This is a genomic window from Rhodococcus sp. AB351 (genome assembly GCF_049538275.1).
GTDB lineage: Bacteria > Actinomycetota > Actinomycetes > Mycobacteriales > Mycobacteriaceae > Rhodococcus.
The window spans coordinates 26,415-42,790 of record NZ_JBMVFW010000010.1 but is presented as its reverse complement, the minus strand read 5'-3'; the positions used below and the strand labels follow the sequence as shown (position 1 = coordinate 42,790).

At 65.4% G+C, this 16,376-nt stretch carries 14 protein-coding genes; 7 read left to right on the top strand and 7 right to left on the bottom strand.

Translation table 11 applies throughout. The features are described from left to right. Positions 1-18 precede the first annotated feature (18 nt). Positions 19-1,317, top strand: a complete 1,299-nt coding sequence (locus tag ACPCXD_RS18160; protein WP_423660629.1) for an MFS transporter — start codon at positions 19-21, stop codon at positions 1,315-1,317. 147 nt (positions 1,318-1,464) lie between these two features. Here the strand turns inward: ACPCXD_RS18160 and ACPCXD_RS18155 are convergent, their stop codons facing one another. Beyond that, entirely contained in the window at positions 1,465-2,394 is a 930-nt protein-coding gene (locus ACPCXD_RS18155; RefSeq protein WP_423660627.1) for a patatin-like phospholipase family protein, read from the bottom strand. After that, entirely contained in the window at positions 2,391-2,846 is a 456-nt protein-coding gene (locus tag ACPCXD_RS18150) for a hypothetical protein (RefSeq protein ID WP_423660625.1), read from the bottom strand. Before ACPCXD_RS18150 ends, ACPCXD_RS18155 begins: the two co-directional genes overlap by 4 nt. A 92-nt stretch (positions 2,847-2,938) precedes the next feature. Here ACPCXD_RS18150 and ACPCXD_RS18145 point away from each other — a divergent pair, with 92 nt between their 5' ends. Beyond that, complete coding sequence (locus tag ACPCXD_RS18145) at positions 2,939-3,631, top strand: helix-turn-helix transcriptional regulator (RefSeq protein WP_423660623.1); 693 nt, start codon at positions 2,939-2,941, stop codon at positions 3,629-3,631. A gap of 19 nt (positions 3,632-3,650) precedes the next feature. On the opposite strand, the gene ACPCXD_RS18140 is transcribed toward ACPCXD_RS18145, so the two are convergent. The 3 genes from ACPCXD_RS18140 to ACPCXD_RS18130 are packed head-to-tail and all read right to left on the bottom strand — an operon-like array spanning position 3,651 to position 6,469. Then, positions 3,651-4,274, bottom strand: a complete 624-nt coding sequence (locus ACPCXD_RS18140) for a GntR family transcriptional regulator (protein WP_423660621.1) — start codon at positions 4,272-4,274, stop codon at positions 3,651-3,653. A gap of 24 nt (positions 4,275-4,298) precedes the next feature. Continuing rightward, positions 4,299-5,243 (bottom strand): hydroxymethylglutaryl-CoA lyase-like TIM-barrel protein, encoded by a 945-nt coding sequence (locus ACPCXD_RS18135; RefSeq protein ID WP_088898994.1) that lies wholly within the window; start codon positions 5,241-5,243, stop codon positions 4,299-4,301. Next, complete coding sequence (locus ACPCXD_RS18130; protein ID WP_026060863.1) at positions 5,243-6,469, bottom strand: CaiB/BaiF CoA transferase family protein; 1,227 nt, start codon at positions 6,467-6,469, stop codon at positions 5,243-5,245. The genes ACPCXD_RS18135 and ACPCXD_RS18130 overlap by 1 nt, the downstream gene beginning before the upstream one ends. Positions 6,470-6,681: 212 nt before the next feature. On the opposite strand from ACPCXD_RS18130, the gene ACPCXD_RS18125 reads away from it, so the two are divergent. After that, a complete protein-coding gene (locus ACPCXD_RS18125) occupies positions 6,682-8,028 on the top strand; it encodes a 2-hydroxycarboxylate transporter family protein (protein WP_016690767.1) in 1,347 nt (448 codons plus the stop codon). Positions 8,029-8,203: 175 nt separating this feature from the next. On the opposite strand, the gene ACPCXD_RS18120 is transcribed toward ACPCXD_RS18125, so the two are convergent. Continuing rightward, the gene (locus ACPCXD_RS18120) at positions 8,204-9,562 is read right to left on the bottom strand and encodes a phosphotransferase family protein (RefSeq protein ID WP_145692134.1); all 1,359 of its coding nucleotides are present in this window, start codon (positions 9,560-9,562) and stop codon (positions 8,204-8,206) included. Continuing rightward, on the bottom strand, positions 9,562-10,203 hold the full coding sequence (locus tag ACPCXD_RS18115) for a TetR/AcrR family transcriptional regulator (protein WP_016690765.1): 642 nt from the start codon (positions 10,201-10,203) through the stop codon (positions 9,562-9,564). The genes ACPCXD_RS18120 and ACPCXD_RS18115 overlap by 1 nt, the downstream gene beginning before the upstream one ends. Positions 10,204-10,374: 171 nt before the next feature. On the opposite strand from ACPCXD_RS18115, the gene ACPCXD_RS18110 reads away from it, so the two are divergent. The 4 genes from ACPCXD_RS18110 to ACPCXD_RS18095 all read left to right on the top strand — a co-directional run bounded on the left by ACPCXD_RS18110 (position 10,375) and on the right by ACPCXD_RS18095 (position 16,306). Beyond that, a complete protein-coding gene (locus tag ACPCXD_RS18110; RefSeq protein ID WP_423660618.1) occupies positions 10,375-11,625 on the top strand; it encodes an acyl-CoA dehydrogenase family protein in 1,251 nt (416 codons plus the stop codon). A gap of 1 nt (position 11,626) precedes the next feature. After that, positions 11,627-13,186 (top strand): long-chain-fatty-acid--CoA ligase, encoded by a 1,560-nt coding sequence (locus ACPCXD_RS18105; RefSeq protein ID WP_423660616.1) that lies wholly within the window; start codon positions 11,627-11,629, stop codon positions 13,184-13,186. Between the two features lie 29 nt (positions 13,187-13,215). Continuing rightward, the gene (locus ACPCXD_RS18100; RefSeq protein WP_423660614.1) at positions 13,216-14,226 is read left to right on the top strand and encodes a cyclase family protein; all 1,011 of its coding nucleotides are present in this window, start codon (positions 13,216-13,218) and stop codon (positions 14,224-14,226) included. Positions 14,227-14,458: 232 nt separating this feature from the next. Further along, a complete protein-coding gene (locus ACPCXD_RS18095) occupies positions 14,459-16,306 on the top strand; it encodes a flavin-containing monooxygenase (RefSeq protein ID WP_423660612.1) in 1,848 nt (615 codons plus the stop codon). The last annotated feature ends 70 nt before the right edge of the window (positions 16,307-16,376 follow it).

The following is a 16,376-nucleotide window of genomic DNA, read 5'->3' as shown; positions in this document are numbered from 1 at the left end:
TCATCCGAGGAGTTCGCTATGAAATCGCGTTGGTGGACCATCGCCATCATTCTGGGCCTGGTAATCGTCAACTACATCGATCGCAGTGCCATCTCGTTCGCAGCATCCGATCTGCGCTCCGAGTTCGGGATCACTCCCGGTGAGTACGGCATCATCAGTTCCGCATTCTCGATCGGCTACATGCTCTTCGCCCTGCTCTCGGGACCGCTGGTCGACCGTTACGGTTCCCGGCGCGTGCTCATCGTGGGCATGTTCATCTGGGCTGCCGCCACGGCACTGACCCCGTTCGCCGGCGGGTTCATCGGCCTGATCCTGCTACGCATCCTCCTCGGAGCCGGTGAAGCGCCATGCTTCCCCGCGGCGACCCGCCTCGTCAGCCGTTGGCTGCCGGCGCAGGAACGAGGGAAGGCGCTGGCTCTGATCGGCGGTGTGGCGGTCTCCGGCAGCCTGCTCGTCGGCGGACCGATCCTCACCCAGCTGATCGCCCTCACCGGCTGGAAGGCAATGTTCTGGATTCTGGCGATCGTCGGAGTCGTGTGGGTCGTGATCGCCTATCCGACGCTGAAGAACTCGCCGAGCGAGGCGAAGTTCGTGTCGAAGGAAGAACTGGACTACATCCGCGCCGGCCAGTTGGACGGTGAGGAGACCGGTCACGAGTCGAGCACCGATTGGGGCGAGATCCTCCGCAACCGCAATCTCTGGCTCGTCGGTCTCGGTTACTTCTCGTGGGGCTTCATGTTCTGGGCCTTCATGTACTGGCTCCCGCAGTACCTCGAGCACGAATTCGGCCTGTCCATCAAGGAGGTCGGCGCCTTCTCGGTGGCGCCGTGGGCAGCCGGTGTGGTGGGCGCACTGCTCGGCGGAATTCTCGTCGACCGCGTGTACAAGCGCACGCAGAGCATCCGCTCGCGATTCATCATCATCGGTGTCGCACTACTGCTGGCGGGCGCGTCGATCGCACCGATCCTGTTCTTCCGCGGCAACATCGTCGTCGCACTGATCTGCATCTCCGCGGGTGTGGGCTTCGGCTTCATCACCGGCGGTATCTGGTGGGTCGCGTCGATCGATGCCGCTCCGAGCCAGCCCGGCACGGCCGCCGGTTTCGCCGATGCCTGCTTCGCACTGTCCGGCATCGTCGCCCCGTCGGTCATGGGCTTCAGCGTCGCTCGTACCGGCACCTACGACGGCGGATTCCTCGTCATGACCGCACTGTGTCTGATCGGTGCTGTCGCGATGCTGTTCTTCACCAAGGAACCGCCGCGACTGTCGGCATCGGACGACTCCGTCGGCCATCGCGAGGCAGTCAAGCGCGTCTGACAGTGGTTCCCCTGCCAGGCAGGGCGGTCGGCGCCTCGAACGGTGACGTCCACACAGAAGGACCGGCCCGAACAATCGGGCCGGTCCTTCGTCGTAGCTCCACGGTAAGTGGAGCGGGTTCAGCCGCGCCACCTCACCGACCGGTCTCTATTGTCGCTCGGCGCCCCTGAGCTGGAAGGTGGGCGATCGAGTCACCGATGCCTTACCTCCCGAAGCGGGACCGGGTCGGTGTCGATGCAGGGACAGGATGCGTTCGGGATGGGCCTGCCGCTCCCCGGCGGCTGCGAGCCAGTCCTCCGTCGCCCGATGGGCACGCTCGATCAGTTCCCCGGCATGACTGAAGTCGATCGGCGAGACGGACACCGGGCACAGCGGAGGGAGCACGTGGAGGTCGACCCGTGCAGAGAAGTCGGCGACCTCGAGCAACAGGCGCTGGTGAGTGAGCAGCGTCAGAGCCTGCACCGCGGTGGCCAGCGCGGTGGCCGGGGGACGCGGCAGGGCACATGCGTAGCCGGCGGGCAGCACCCACACGTCGTCCGCACCGAGGGCCACTGCTTGGGACAGGGCCGCATCGTCGGCGATTCCTCCGTCGACCAGGCTCAGGCCCTCGCGTTGCACGGTGGGCAGAACACCGGGGACGGCAGCACTGGCGAGCACGGCACTGACGACCTCACCCGTAGAGAGCAGCACCTCTCGCCCGGTGAGCAGGTCGGTGGAAACCAGGTGCACGGGGATCGCCGCGTCTTCGAGATCACGGTACGGCAGGTGGGATTCGATGAGCTGCCGCAGGTTCCGGTCGGAACACAGCGAGGAACGGAGTCCGGTCACGGCCAGGAGCTGACGTACCGGATCGAGGGGGAAGACATCCTGTCGGCGCAGATTCCGCCAGATCGCCGCCAGTTCGTCCAGAGCCGGGAAGCCGGTACCGCGACCGGCGACATAGGCGGCGTTGAGCGCACCGGCCGATGTCCCGATCAGCAGATCGGGACGGATGCCTCGTTCGGTGAGCGCATAGAGCATCCCCACCTCCACGGCACCGAGACCGGCGCCGCCGCCGAGGACGAAGGCGGTGGTCATCGCCAGGGCGGGTCGTACACGGACGCCAACCGCGCCAGGGTCAGAGCCGCAAGCAGCAGTCCGACGTCTCGCAGGGCAACATCGTAGAAGCCGGGATAGCTCAGTAGGTTGATCACGATTCCCGCGAGCCAAGCGGCGACGATATACGCCGCGTATCGCGGTTTGATCGCGACGGCGATGCCGGCGACGATCTCGATCACCCCGACCACCAGCATCACCTGCTGCGCGCCGAGGGGACCGAGATCGACGATCCACGGCGCCAGGTAGCCCTGCCAGGAGGTGAGCACGTTGGTGAACTTGTCGATGCCCATGACGATCGGGAGCACGGTGAACCCGATGCGTAGCAATACGAATGCCCCGTACGCGGGATCACTTCGGGCGCGGTGCATCACGTCACCATGAGCAGGTGCAACGGGCGCTGTGGAAGACGAGTGAGCTGCGGGAGTGGTCATCACGGACCCCCTTTGTAAAAACAAAAGTTTATGTTTTTAGAATCGCCCCACAGTCCCTATTTGTCAATACTTTTTGGTGTTAGAGTCGGGACATGTCCACTCCCCGGTCTGCCGCCTCGGCGGCGCTGGCAGCGTTGAGCAATCTGGACGATCCGTTGCGGCGCCGGTTGTTCGAGTACGTGGCCGAGAGCGAGGAACCGGTCTCGCGTGAGGAGGTGGCGGCCGCTCTCGATATCGGCCGGACCCTCGCGGCCTATCACCTCGACAAGCTCGCCGACGCCGGCCTGGTCAAGGTCGACTATCAGCGGCCTGCCGGGCGCGGCGGCCCCGGCGCGGGACGCCCGGCGAAGGTCTACACGAGGACGACGACGGAGATGACCGTCAGTGTGCCGCCGCGCGACTACGAACTGCTCGCCAGGCTACTCGTCTCCGCGGTCGAACAGGACACCGACGGAACGGTGCGAGCGGCGGTGGACGAAGCCGCACGCGACGCCGGACGACGAGCGGTCGCCGACTCGGGAGGCGATCTCCTGGAGGCGCTGCGCGGCTGCGGATACCTGCCCCGGGCCGAGGACGACGGCCGCGTCCACCTACGCAACTGCCCCTTCCACCTCGTCGCCCAGGATCATCTGGATGTGGTGTGCGGATTGAACTTACGCCTCATCGAGGGGGTGATCGCCGACAGCGACCATCCCGACGCGCATGCCGAACTGCACCCGCAGCCGGATCGGTGTTGCGTGGTGATCCGGTACGACGCCGGAACCGAACAGGAGCGACCTCGGTAGTAGTCCGACGCCGTCCGGATCACGGTGGACCGGCTATCGCGCTGTGATAACCCGACCTGATGTGCGCACGCATGATCGCTTCCACCCATTCCGGATCGCGATGCGCCATCGCATCGACGATCTCGAGATGATGCAGTGCGCTTCGCATCAACTGGGCTTCCGTGTACACCCGGAACGTTCGCGACGCGACAAGCGGCTTGAGCATGCTCATGGTCATCTCGGCGACTCGCGTGTTCGGGCACTTGGACACGATCGCAGAGTGGAAAGCATTGTTCAGCGCTGCGATCTCGGCGAGATTAAGATCGTCGGACACCTTGGCGTACATGTCCTCCGCCAATCGGCGAAGTTCCGCGATGTCCTCATCGCTCATCGTCTCGGAAGCGAGTTTGGCAGCATACGGCTCCATCACCGAGCGCGCGGCATACATCGCCTCCACCGAGTCCGGAGAATGGTCGACCACCCGGGCGCCCTTGTTGCGTTCGATGGTGATCACGCCGCTGCTCGCGAGAGTCTTGAGCGCTTCGCGCACGGGGGTGCGACTCACTCCGAACCGCTCCGCGAGTTCGATCTCGTTGAGCTTCTCGCCCGGACGGAAGGTGCCGGCCACGATCAGGTCGAAGATCGCATTGCTCAGCTCGGACAACGGCGCACCCCTTGTTGTGTCATCTCAATCCGACCATTGTGCACGAGCCACTTCGTCGCGGGTTCCGCCGCGGGTGACGAAGGAGTACGACCCGATACCGGTGGCCTTCTCGGCGAACCGGACGACGTCGAGATACCGATCGAGGTCGATTCCGGTGCCCACACCGAAGCTGTGCAGCAGGTTGACGACGTCTTCCATGGGTGCGTTGCCCAGAACCGAGTTGTCACCAGGGAACCACATGTCCCCGCCCAGACCGCCGAAGGACGCTTCGATCCAGTCGGCACCGGCAACCAGGCTCGCAAGGGCGTTGACAGGACCGAACCCGTTGCGGTTGTGCAGGTGCACGCCCACCGGCAGGTGGGGTGCGATGGCCTTGCAACGCCGGACGCCGCGTTCGAACTCGACGGGGGTTTCCATGCCGCTGGTACCTGCCAGGTACAGCGAGTCGACACCGGCATCGACCACACGCCGGATCGCGTTCTCCAGCTCGTCGATGCCGACCGGGCCGCGGCAGGTCGCGAAGAATGCGGTGGCGAGGGCGGCGGTGACCTTCTTGCCCGCCGCATGGGCATGACCGACGACCTCGACCAGAGCAGACAACAATTGCTCGGGGGTGGCGTTCTGATTGCGCCGGGCGGTCTCCTCGTCGATGGGTACCACCATCACGATTTCGTCGATGTCCGTCTCGACGGCTCGCAAGGCGCCCTTCAGGTTCGGCACCAGAGCTTTGTAGGTGACACCGGGGGGACGCGGTGCGCCCGCGATGACCTGCTCCGCATCCGCGAACTGCGGGAGCACACGGGGGTGCGCGAAGGACGTGATCTCGAGTGTGGTGAATCCCGCGGCCAACAACCCGTCGAGGATGGCGAGTTTGTCGTCGGTGCCGACGAACGTCGGGACGGCCTGCAGACCGTCGCGCAGTCCGACGTCGACAAGTCGTGCGGCGGAGGGAATTCGATCGCCGAACATCAGATGATTCCGTTCTCGGTGAAGCGAACGATCGCGTCGTCGTCGAATCCACCGAGCCGGGTCAGCACGTCGGTGGTGTGTTCGCCCAGCCGGGGCCCGGGCCAGCGCACGCTTCCGTCGGTGCGGCTCAGGCGCGGGAACGTGTTCTGCATCGGTACGGACCCGAAGACGGGATGTTCGGTCTCGATGATGCTGCGCCGTGCGATGAATTGCTCGTCCTCGAGCATGTCGACGGGACGATAGATCTTGCCGACCGGAACGGCGTGTTCGAGGAGCAGCTCCTCGAGTTCCTTGGACTCGTGCTCGATGGTGAATTCGGCGACGATCCGGTCGAGTTCCTGCTGGCGTTCTCCTCGCGCGCCGTGGGTGCTGAAGCGTTCGTCGGTCGCCAGTTCGGGTTGTCCCATGGCCTGAGCGAGCCGGCCGAACACCGTGTCCTGGTTCGCGGCGATCAGGATCCAGGCACCGTCCTTGGTCGGGTAGACATTGCTCGGCGCCACGTTCGGCAGGATCGCGCCACTGCGCTCGCGCTGATAGTTCGAGATGACCCATTCGGGGACAATCGATTCCATGACACCGAGCACGGCCTCGTAGATCGCGGAATCGACCACCTGACCGCGGCCGCTCCGGGTGCGTTCGTACACCGCGCCGAGGGTGCCGAGCGCAGCGAACAGAGCCGCCAGGGTGTCCCCGATCGAAATACCCATTCGGGAGGGCGGAGTCGAGGGGTCGCCCACCACGTAGCGCAGTCCGCCCATCGCTTCGCCGATCGCCCCGTAGCCCGCCCGGGAGGAGTACGGACCGGTCTGCCCGAAGCCCGACACCCGTGTGAGGACCAGCGCCGGGTTGACGGCCGACAACTCCTCGTAACTCATGCCCCATCGTTCCAGCGTGCCGGGCCGGAAGTTCTCGACCACGATGTCGGATTCGGCGATGAGGCGCTTGGCGATGTCCTGCCCCTCGGGCGTACGCAGGTCGACGGTGACGGATTGCTTGTTGCGTCCGACGACGGACCACCACATGGATTCACCCTGCGGCAGACTGCGGCCCCACACGCGCATCGGATCGCCCGAGCCGGGTTGTTCGAGTTTGATGACCTCGGCGCCGAGATCGCCGAGGATCTGCCCGCAGAAGGGGCCGGCGATGAGTTGCCCCATCTCCACCACCCGGAGTCCCGCAAGGGGTCCCGTGGCGGTAGGGCGGGTGTCGTGGATGTGCTGCGTCATCTGGGAGTTCTCCCCACCAATCGCGTTGTGTATGCATTATGCCCGAATCGACTACAGAAAACCCTAGATGAAGATCTCTGATGTATACAACTGGTTGACTTTCGTGACGGACGACACATAGCCTGCCCCCTGTGCCATTCACAGCCGGCATCCCGCCTCGACGACGGAGGCGTCCGGCCGCGTCGGCCGCACCGCAATCCGAAGGGAGCACGATGACCACCGCTCGCGAGAGTCGGGTCGACGCCCAGCGCGCCGAACCCACACGCAAGCCCGATATGAACGCCACGCTGGGCCTGCCACTGAAATGGTTCGCTCCAGCAGCGCTGCTCGTGGTCGCCTTGACCTTCATATTCACCCCGGCTCCCGGGATGACGAGCGGTTTCGCCATCACGATGGCTATCGGTGGCCTGCTGATGGTGATCGGCAACGCGATACCCGGACTCAACAGGATCGGTGGAGGAGTCATTCTCGCGATCCTGATACCGGCGGTCCTGCACACCTACAATGTGATGCCCGACCACGCAGCCGAAGCCATCGACAACTTCTACAGCCTGTCCCAGTTCGGCGAATTCGTCGTCGCCGCACTGATCGTCGGCAGCATCCTCGGCATGAACAGATCCGTGCTCATCAAGGCAGGCACGCGCATCATCCTGCCCATCGTCGCGACGATCGCCGTGTGCTTCTCTCTGTTCGGCGTGATCGGCTATCTCACCGGTTATGGTGCGGGCAAGATGCTGTTCTTCGTCGTCGGTCCCGTACTCGGCGGCGGTGTCGCGGCCGGCGCCATCCCGATCTCGGAGCTCATCGCCACGAATTCCGGTGGGACATCGGAGCAGTACCTCACCCAACTCGTGCCTGCCGTCGTCGTGGCGAACACGGTATGCATCGTGGTCGCGGGGACCCTGGCATGGCTGGGTCGACGCCGAGCCGATCTCTTCCGCAACTTCAACGGCCAGGGCGAGCTCGCCGACGCCAAGACCGATCTCAGTAAGCCCGAACCGGCGAAGGTCAAGCCTGTCGAGGCCGTCAACAGCACGATCATCGGACTTTTCACCGCCGGAGTGCTCTTCATGGTGTCCGACGCGATCTCCGGGTTCCTGCCGTCGATCCACACCTATGTCTTCCTGATCCTGCTGTGCGCGATCGCCAAGATCTTCCTGCCGATTCCCGACGCGATCGTCGACGCAGCCGACTTGTGGTACCGCATGGTGGCCAACGCTTTCATCCCCGCCATCCTGGTGTCGGTGAGCATCGTGGCCATCGACTTCCATCAGGTGATCTCCCTGCTCGGCGACCCCGTCTACATGCTCTCCACCATCGCGGTCGTGTTCGTGGCCGCACTCGCCGCCGGCTTCATCGGCTGGTTGGTGAAGCTGTACTTCATCGAATCCGCCATCTCCGGTGGGCTGGGGCTCGCGGATTTCGGGTCGAGCGGCGACCTGGCCGTCCTCGGAGCGGCCAATCGCCTGGAGCTGCTCCCCTTCCTGTCCATCTCCTCGCGAATCGGCGGTGGGCTCGTCGTTCTGACGCTCTCCCTGCTCGGGCCGGTACTGCTCTGAGCTAGGCACCGCAGCCACCCCGACCATCCGTCGACACGACCGCACCCCGACACGAGTGGTATATCCGATCCGGATACCGCCTGTGTCGGGGTGCTTCTGCGTATGCATGCCGGTCCTCGGCCCGTTGCCGGAGCACCGATGCCACCGGGGCGGGCTCGCCGTCCGGCCGGGAAGGTCAGGCGGCGTACTCGGGATTCGCGATCACGAGACGAGCTGCAACAGCCTGCCGCACCGCCTCCTCGACGGAGGGTTCCGACATCGTCCGCTTCCCCTCCCGCAGCGCCAGCGCCAACTCGGTTTCGTCGACCACGCCAACCGCGTCGAGCGCAGCCCGATGCTGCGCCCGCAGACGCGCACCGTGTTCTGCTTCCCGAGCGACGATATCGAGAACCTTCGATGCCACTCGCGCCTGATAACGGGTCGGTGCGTCGGTCGCCGGATGGTCGACGACGAAAGCCTTGACCGCACGCGACAACTCCGCAACCGAGGGCATCCCGAACAGATCCTGCCGAGGCTCGTCGGCGAAAGTGATGGTGGCCGGCTCGATGTCCTCGGCCGGTTCCAGCATCTGCAGGAGATCGTGCTCGCATTCGGCGATGCGCCGGCCGATGGCCAGGAGTTCGAGGGCGTTCTCCTCGCCGTGGACGAGAGCGCGGTTGGCCTGGATCCGGCACATCACCGCCCACCTCAGGGTGCCGTAGAGCTCCCACCACCGCACCGCCTCGGGATCCGGCGCAATTCCGCTTTCGTCTTCATAGCCGCGGAACAGTTCGTCGCGGGATCCGAAACCTCCGACGGGCTCGGCGGCACCGAACCTCCAGGTCTTCACGCACAACCAGCCGAGATCCTCCATCGGATCCCCGAGGTGCGTCAGCTCCCAGTCCAGGACGGCCCGGATGCCCGACTCGTCGACGAGCACGTTGCCGTTGCGGAAGTCGCCGTGGACAACGGTGGTGCGCGTGGACGGTGACCGATGATCGTGCAACCAGCGGAACGCAAGTTCGAGGCTAGGCAGCGGTGGCCCTGTCTCGACATACCGGGCGAAGAGCTCGTCGAGTTGATCTCCGGCCGGGAAGTCGGGCAGTGCGTCGATCGGTATCCGGTGGATGCGGGCGAGCGCGCGGCCCAATGCGTAGGAGAGGTTCTTGCGCACCGCGCTGTACCGGTCGTCGCGCAGCAGGCGCTGCGGGAGCGCTTCGCCGGGGACCTTCTCCATGAGGAGATACGCTGCGCCGAGACCCTCGACCCGGTGGCCGTCGCTGTGATCGAGCAGCTCGGGGACGGGAACACCCGCGGTGTGGGCCTCGCGGAGAACAGTCGCTTCGCGGGCCATACGAGCCGGATCCTCGGCCCCGGGCGGGTCGCGTCGCAGGATCAGGTCACGTTCGGCGCCGGCATCTTCGGTGACGGTCAGGAGCCAGGTCTCACGACTCGCGCCGCCCGTCAGACGAGCCAGGTCCGTGAGCGTCCCCCGAACGCCGTCGAGTCCGGAGAGGTGCCTGGTCAGCGCCGCGCGCAGGTCGTCGATGCTCATCACGGATCCTGTCGGTACCCGACAGCGTCGAGAGCGATGTCCTGGTAGCGGGCGGTGACCTCCTGTGCGGTGAGCGGCCCGTCGGGATGGAACCACCCGGCGACAGCGGTGCAGGCACTGACGATGAAGCGCGCGGTGTCCACCGGGGTCTTCGTCGTGAACACCCCGCGGTCCACGCCGTCGACGACGACGCGGTCGAACATTCGTCGCTGCACGTCACGCTTGGTCACCACCACGGCGTAGTGCTGCGGTTCGAGGCTGCGCAATTCACTGTTCCCGAGCAGGCTTTCCCGGGGTGCCTTCGTGTGCTGCCCCACGTGAACGCCGACGATCGCGCGCAGCCGGTCCACGGGATCACTGCCCGCGGCGAGCAGTGCTTCCTCGGTTTCCTCCACGAGGGCGTCGAGCCCTCGGTTGAGGATGAGCGCGAGCAGCTCCTGCTTCGAGCCGAAGTAGTTGTACAGCGAGCCCACCGCCACCCCGGCCTCGGAGGCGATATCGCGCACCGAAGTGCCGTGGTAGCCCTTGGCGGCCATCGTCGCCACCGCGGCAGTGATCAGCGTGGCGGCGACCTTGTCGTCGGTCTCGCGCACGGCGAAGGACATCGCGCGCGGCGGGTTCTTCTCGGTTGAGCGGGGCATGTTCCTCCTGGTGAATTCACCATGAACGATCGCTCACGGTCGCTGAGGTGTCAATCGGATTCGGCAATCTTCGCAGAGCTCATCTACGCCAAAGGCGTTGAAAATCACTCCGGATGTGGTTACGGTCACTCTGAACATTCGTTCATTCGACTTCGTATTCGAGGACCACGCATGAGATCCGATCTTCCGAACGACATGCAGCAACTGCTCGACGACATCGACCACTTCATCGACACCGAGATCGCACCCCTGCAGGCGGAGAACGACAACGAACGCTTCTTCGACCATCGACGCGAATGGGCGCGCACCGACTTCGAAGCCGGCGGCCTCCCCCGCCCCGAATGGCACGAACTGCTCTCCGAAATGCGAAGTCGCGCCGACAAGGCCGGTTTCCTCCGCCGCGACCTGCCCACCGAGGTCGGTGGCGCCGACGCGAGCAACTTCGAGATGGCGGTCGTGCGCGAGCACCTCGCGCACCGCGGCCTGGGGTTGCACAACGACCTGCAGGACGAATCGTCGATCATCGGGAACTTTCCCAGCTTCCACCTGGTCTGGAAGTTCGGCACCGGCGACCAGCGCAGCGAGTTCGCCGAAGCCCTGATCACCGGCGAGCGTTTCCTCGGGTTCGGCCTCACCGAACCCGACCACGGATCGGACGCGACGTGGATGGAGACCACTGCCGTCCGCTCCGGTGGCGATTGGATCATCAACGGCGCCAAGCGGTGGAACACCGGGATGCACATCGCCACCCATGATCTGGTCTTCGCGCGCACCAGCGGCGAACCCGGACAGGCCCGCGGCATCACCGCCTTCCTCGTCCCCGTCGACACGCCCGGGTTCTCCGTCGACCTGTTCCGGTGGACGCTCAACATGCCCACCGACCACGCCGACGTGTCACTGCGCGACGTCCGGGTACCCGACTCGGCGATCCTCGGCGAGGAAGGTCGCGGACTGGAGATCGCGCAGAACTTCGTGCACGAGAACAGGATCCGACAGGCCGCCTCGAGTCTCGGCGCAGCCCAGTACTGCATCGACGAAGCGGTCTCCTATGCCCGCGATCGCGTGACCTTCGGCCAGCCTCTCGCAGCCCGCCAGGCCATCCAGTGGCCGCTGGTGGAACTGCACACCGACGGCGCGATGCTGCGCGAGCTGATCCGCGTCACCGCACGTGACCTCGACACACGCTCGCACATGGAGGTCTCCGATCGCGTCTCGATGTGCAACTACCGCGCCAACCGGCTCGTGTGCGATGCCGCCGACCGGGCCATGCAGGTCCACGGCGGCATGGGATACAGCCGTCACCTGCCCTTCGAGCACATCTACCGCCACCATCGCCGCTACCGGATCACCGAGGGTGCCGAGGAGATCCAGATCCGCAAGGTAGCCGGTCACCTGTTCGGATTCACCGGAAAGAAGAAGTGACATGATCGATTCCCTCGCGGCGCACCGCACGCTCGCCCACGGTGAACAGCTCGCCCGCCAGGCACGACAGCGGCCGGAGACTATCGCCATGAGCTTCGGCGACAGTCACCTCAGCTACCGGCAACTCGACGAACGGGTCAACCGTCTGGCCCGGGCCCTGCAGGCTCGTGGTGTGTCGAAGGGTGATCGTGTCGCCGTCCTGATGCACAACCGGCTCGAGGTGGTCGTATCCTATCTGGCCGTTCTGCGACTCGGGGCGATCGTGGTGCCGGTCAACTTCCGTCTCGTCGCCGCCGAGGTCGAGTACATCCTCTCCGACAGCGGCGCCGAGGTGCTCGTCGTCGACGAACCGATGACGTCGCTCGCCGCGCAACTCGCATCCCGGCTCGTGCGGACCGTGCTGGTCGCCGGCGGTGATGCGAGCCGGGTGTCCGAGACCGCGCTGGACTACGAGTCGGTGCTCGATCCGGACGACTCCTCGTTGGACATCGTCGTCGACGACCACGATCCGGCCTTCATCATGTACACCTCCGGGACCACGGGTCGCCCGAAGGGCGCGGTACTCAGCCACCTGAATCTTGCGATGAACACGGTCAATTCGATGATCGAACACCAGGTGAAGACCGAAGGTGAGGTGTGGTACTCGGGTCTGCCGCTGTTCCACATCGGTGGGCTCAACGGCATCCTGATCTATCTCATGGCCGGCGGACGGTCGATCATCGCGCCCTCGGGCAACTTCGATCCCGTCTCGACGATCGACACCCTCGAGCGGGAGCAGGTCACGTCCTGCTATTTCGTTCCCACGCAGTGGAAGGAACTGTGTGCCGTTCCCGGGGTGCGCGACCGGAAGCTGACTCTGCGCCGCATCATGTGGGGCGCATCCGTCGCTCCGCCCTCGGTGCTCTCGGCGATGGCCGAGACCTTCCCGAACATCCCCACGCTCAACGTGTTCGGGCAGACGGAGATGAGTTCGGTGACCTGCATCCTCCGCGGTGAGGACGCCATCTCCAAGATGGGGTCGGTCGGCACACCGATCGTCAACGTCGAGGCCCGCGTCGTCGACGGCAACGGCAACGACGTGCAGCAGGGTGACGTCGGCGAGATCGTCTATCGCGGACCGACTGTCATGCAGGGTTATTGGAACCGACCCGACGCGACGGAGGAAGCGTTCCGGGGTGGCTGGTTCCACTCGGGTGACCTTGTGCGCCAGGACGAGGACGGCTTCCTCTTCGTCGTCGACCGCGCGAAGGACATGATCATCTCCGGCGGCGAGAACATCTACTGCGCCGAGGTCGAGGCGGTCATCGATCAGCATCCGGGTGTCGCGGAGGTGGCCGTCGTCGGGGCGCCGCACCCGAAGTGGGTGGAGACCCCGGTCGCCATCGTCGTGCCCACCGATCCGAACGATCCTCCCTCGGAGGAGGACGTCATCGAGTTCTGCCGCAGCCGGATGGCCTCCTACAAGAAGCCGACCTCGGTGGTCGTCACCGACTCCTTGCCCCGCACCGCGACCGGCAAGGTCCAGAAGTTCCGCTTGCGCGAATCCCTGTCCGCGAACTGATCCCGCTTCACGAACGGAGACACGATCTCATGGGTAGAACCGCCGAAGGCACATTCACCGACCAGACCTGGGCTCCGCCGGTGTTCAGTGTCGACGAGAACGGCAAGGTCATCGGGCTGACGAACGACAACGCCCCGAACAACTGGGGTCGCTGGGGTGACCAGGACCAACGTGGCACCGCGAACTTCATCACCCCCGACGTCGTCCGCGCTGCGGCGGGACTGATCCGATCCGGCAAGTCCATCAGCCTCGCCGTTCCCCTCGACTCCACCGGCCCCGTGCACCCGACGCGCCCCAATGTGGTGCACTTCTTCGGCTACAGCGGCGCCGACTGGACGGTCGGAACCGAACTCGGCCGCGTCGCTCCCGGCTTCCAGGGCGCCGACGACTACATCTTCATGCCGCTGCAGGGCAGCACCCAGTGGGACGGTCTCGCCCATATCTTCAGCTCCGACGCCATGTACAACGGGTTCTGGATGGGCAACGTCGAGGGCGTGGCCGGCGCGAAGAAGTGCGCGATCAGCAACCTCAAGGACTCGTTGACCAGCCGTGGCGTCCTGCTCGATCTGCCGAAGTACCTCGGGGTGGAGCGCTGTGAACCGGGTGTTCCGATCACCGCCGCACAACTGGACGGATGCGCGCAGGCCCAGGGCGTGGAGGTGCGAACCGGAGACATCCTCACCATCCGCACCGGACACGTGCCGTGGTTCTACTCGCTCACCGACAAGAGCGAGTTCTGGGGTGCCGGCGCACCGGGCCTCGGCGCGGATACGGTTGCGTGGATCCATGAGAAGGAGATCGCCGCTTTGGCCGTGGACAACGTCGCGGTCGAGGTGGAACCGGCCGAGGAGGGCGGCGTCTACCCGCTGCACGCACGCCTGATCCGCGATCTCGGACTCACCCTCGGCGAGATCTGGTGGCTCGAAGAACTGGCCGCGGAGTGCGCCCGCGAAGGCCGCTACGAATTCTTCCTCACCGCATCGCCGTTGAACATCACCGGTGGAGCAGGGACGCCGGTGAATCCGACCGCCATCTTCTGACGCTGTCTTCGACTCCTCCGAATCCGGAGCGAACGGCTGCGCCTCTCGCCGACAGAACCTGGCCGGAGGCGCAGCCGTTTCGTTCCGGGTGTTGCGCCCATCACACACTCGACGTAACCTCGGTCACAACTTGACACACCGTCAAGTAATCTCGACTGGTCGTCCAGCCGCGTTTCCCCACGATTTGCAGCCCCGACTCGGCTCAGGACGCACGCACACAAAGGACTCCCCCATGGCGTTCACCCTCCCCGACTCGAAGCTCCCCCTCGACCTCGACTTCGATCCGCACCACCTGCGCGAGCGCTTCGAGGTGGACAAGAAGAAGCGGATCCGGCCCGACACCCTCGCCCAGTTCCAGGGACTCTCCGACGTGCTCGAGGTCGACGATCGCGACCCCTTCGTCGAGCCGATCGATCGCGAACCCGTCACGGAGGAACTCGACGCCCTCGTTCTCGGCGGCGGCTTCGGCGGACTCACCGCCGGCGCCTACCTCACGCAGAACGACATCACGAACTTCCGCATCGTCGAATACGGCGGCGACTTCGGCGGCACCTGGTACTGGAACCGGTACCCCGGTGTGCAGTGCGACATCGAATCGCATATCTACATGCCGCTCCTCGAGGAAACGGGATACGTCCCCACCCAGCGCTACGCCGACGGCTCCGAGATCTTCGAACACGCCCAGCGCATCGGACGCCACTACGGCCTCTACGAGCGGACCTACTTCCAGACCCGCGCCACGCAGGCCACCTGGGACGAGGCCGAGCAGCGCTGGGAGGTGACCACCGATCGCGGCGACCGTTTCCTCACCAGGTTCCTCCTGCGTTCGAACGGCGCACTGACCAAGCCGCAGCTCCCCAAGGTCCCCGGCATCGGCGACTTCACGGGCAAGATCTTCCACACCAGCCGCTGGGACTACGACTACACCGGCGGATCGCCCGCCGGAAACCTCGAGAACCTGCGCGACAAGCGCGTCGCCGTCGTCGGCACCGGCGCCACCGGCGTCCAGGTCGTCCCCTACCTCGCCGCGGACGCGAAGGAACTCGTCGTGGTCCAGCGGACGTCGAGCGTCGTGCAGCCCCGCAACAACCGGAAGACCGACCCCGCCTGGGCGGCGTCGCTGAAGCCGGGCTGGCAGTACGAGCGACACGACAATTTCAACGGGATCATCTCCGGCCACGACGTCGAGGGCAACCACGTCGACGACGGCTGGACACACCTGTTCCCCGCTCTGAAGGGACAGCATCTGCTCGAGACGCCCATGGCGGAGTTGTCCCCGGCCGACCAGGCCGTCGTCGCCGAGATCGCCGACATGCAGCTGCTCATGAGCGCACACCGTCGGATCGATTCGATCGTCACCGACCCCGCCGTCGCCGACGGGTTGAAGCCGTGGTTCGGATACATGTGCAAGCGGCCCTGTTTCAACGACGAATACCTCGACGCCTTCAACCGTGAGAACGTGACGCTCGCGGCCGCGCCGACGGGCATCGACGGCATCACGGTCGACGGCATCGTCGTCGGCGGCAAGCACTACGAGGTCGACTGCATCGTGTTCGCGACCGGATTCGAAACCGGCTCCGGCCCCGCCGGGATCTACGGCTACGACGTCCTCGGACGCGACGGCCGGTCCATGCAGGAGTACTTCTCCGACGGCGCGAAGACCATGCACGGCTTCTTCACGCACGGTTTCCCCAACTTCGTCGAACTGGGCATGAGCCAGACCGCCTACTACGTCAATTTCGTGTACATGCTCGACCGGAAGGCCCGGCACGCGGCGCGCCTGATCCGGCACGTGCTGGACGAAGGGATCGGCGCGTTCGAACCGACCGTCGAGGCCGAGTCCTCGTGGGTCGCGAAGGTCCGCGCATCGAACGAACCGCGCGTGGCGTACTGGGCGGCGTGCACGCCCGGCTACTACAACGGTCAGGGCGACGTGTCGAAGGCGGTATTCAACGAGGTCTACAACTCGAGCGAGATCGACTTCTGGAACATGATCGAGGACTGGTGGGAGGCCCGGGAGTTCGAGGGTCTGACGTTCGAGCCGTCTCGTTCGGCGGTCCCCGTCGAGGTCCAGGCCTGATCCCGTCTCTATCGGGACGTGAAGCGCTGTGCCGTGTGGCCACTGTTCGGTCGTCGACCGCGCAGTGGCC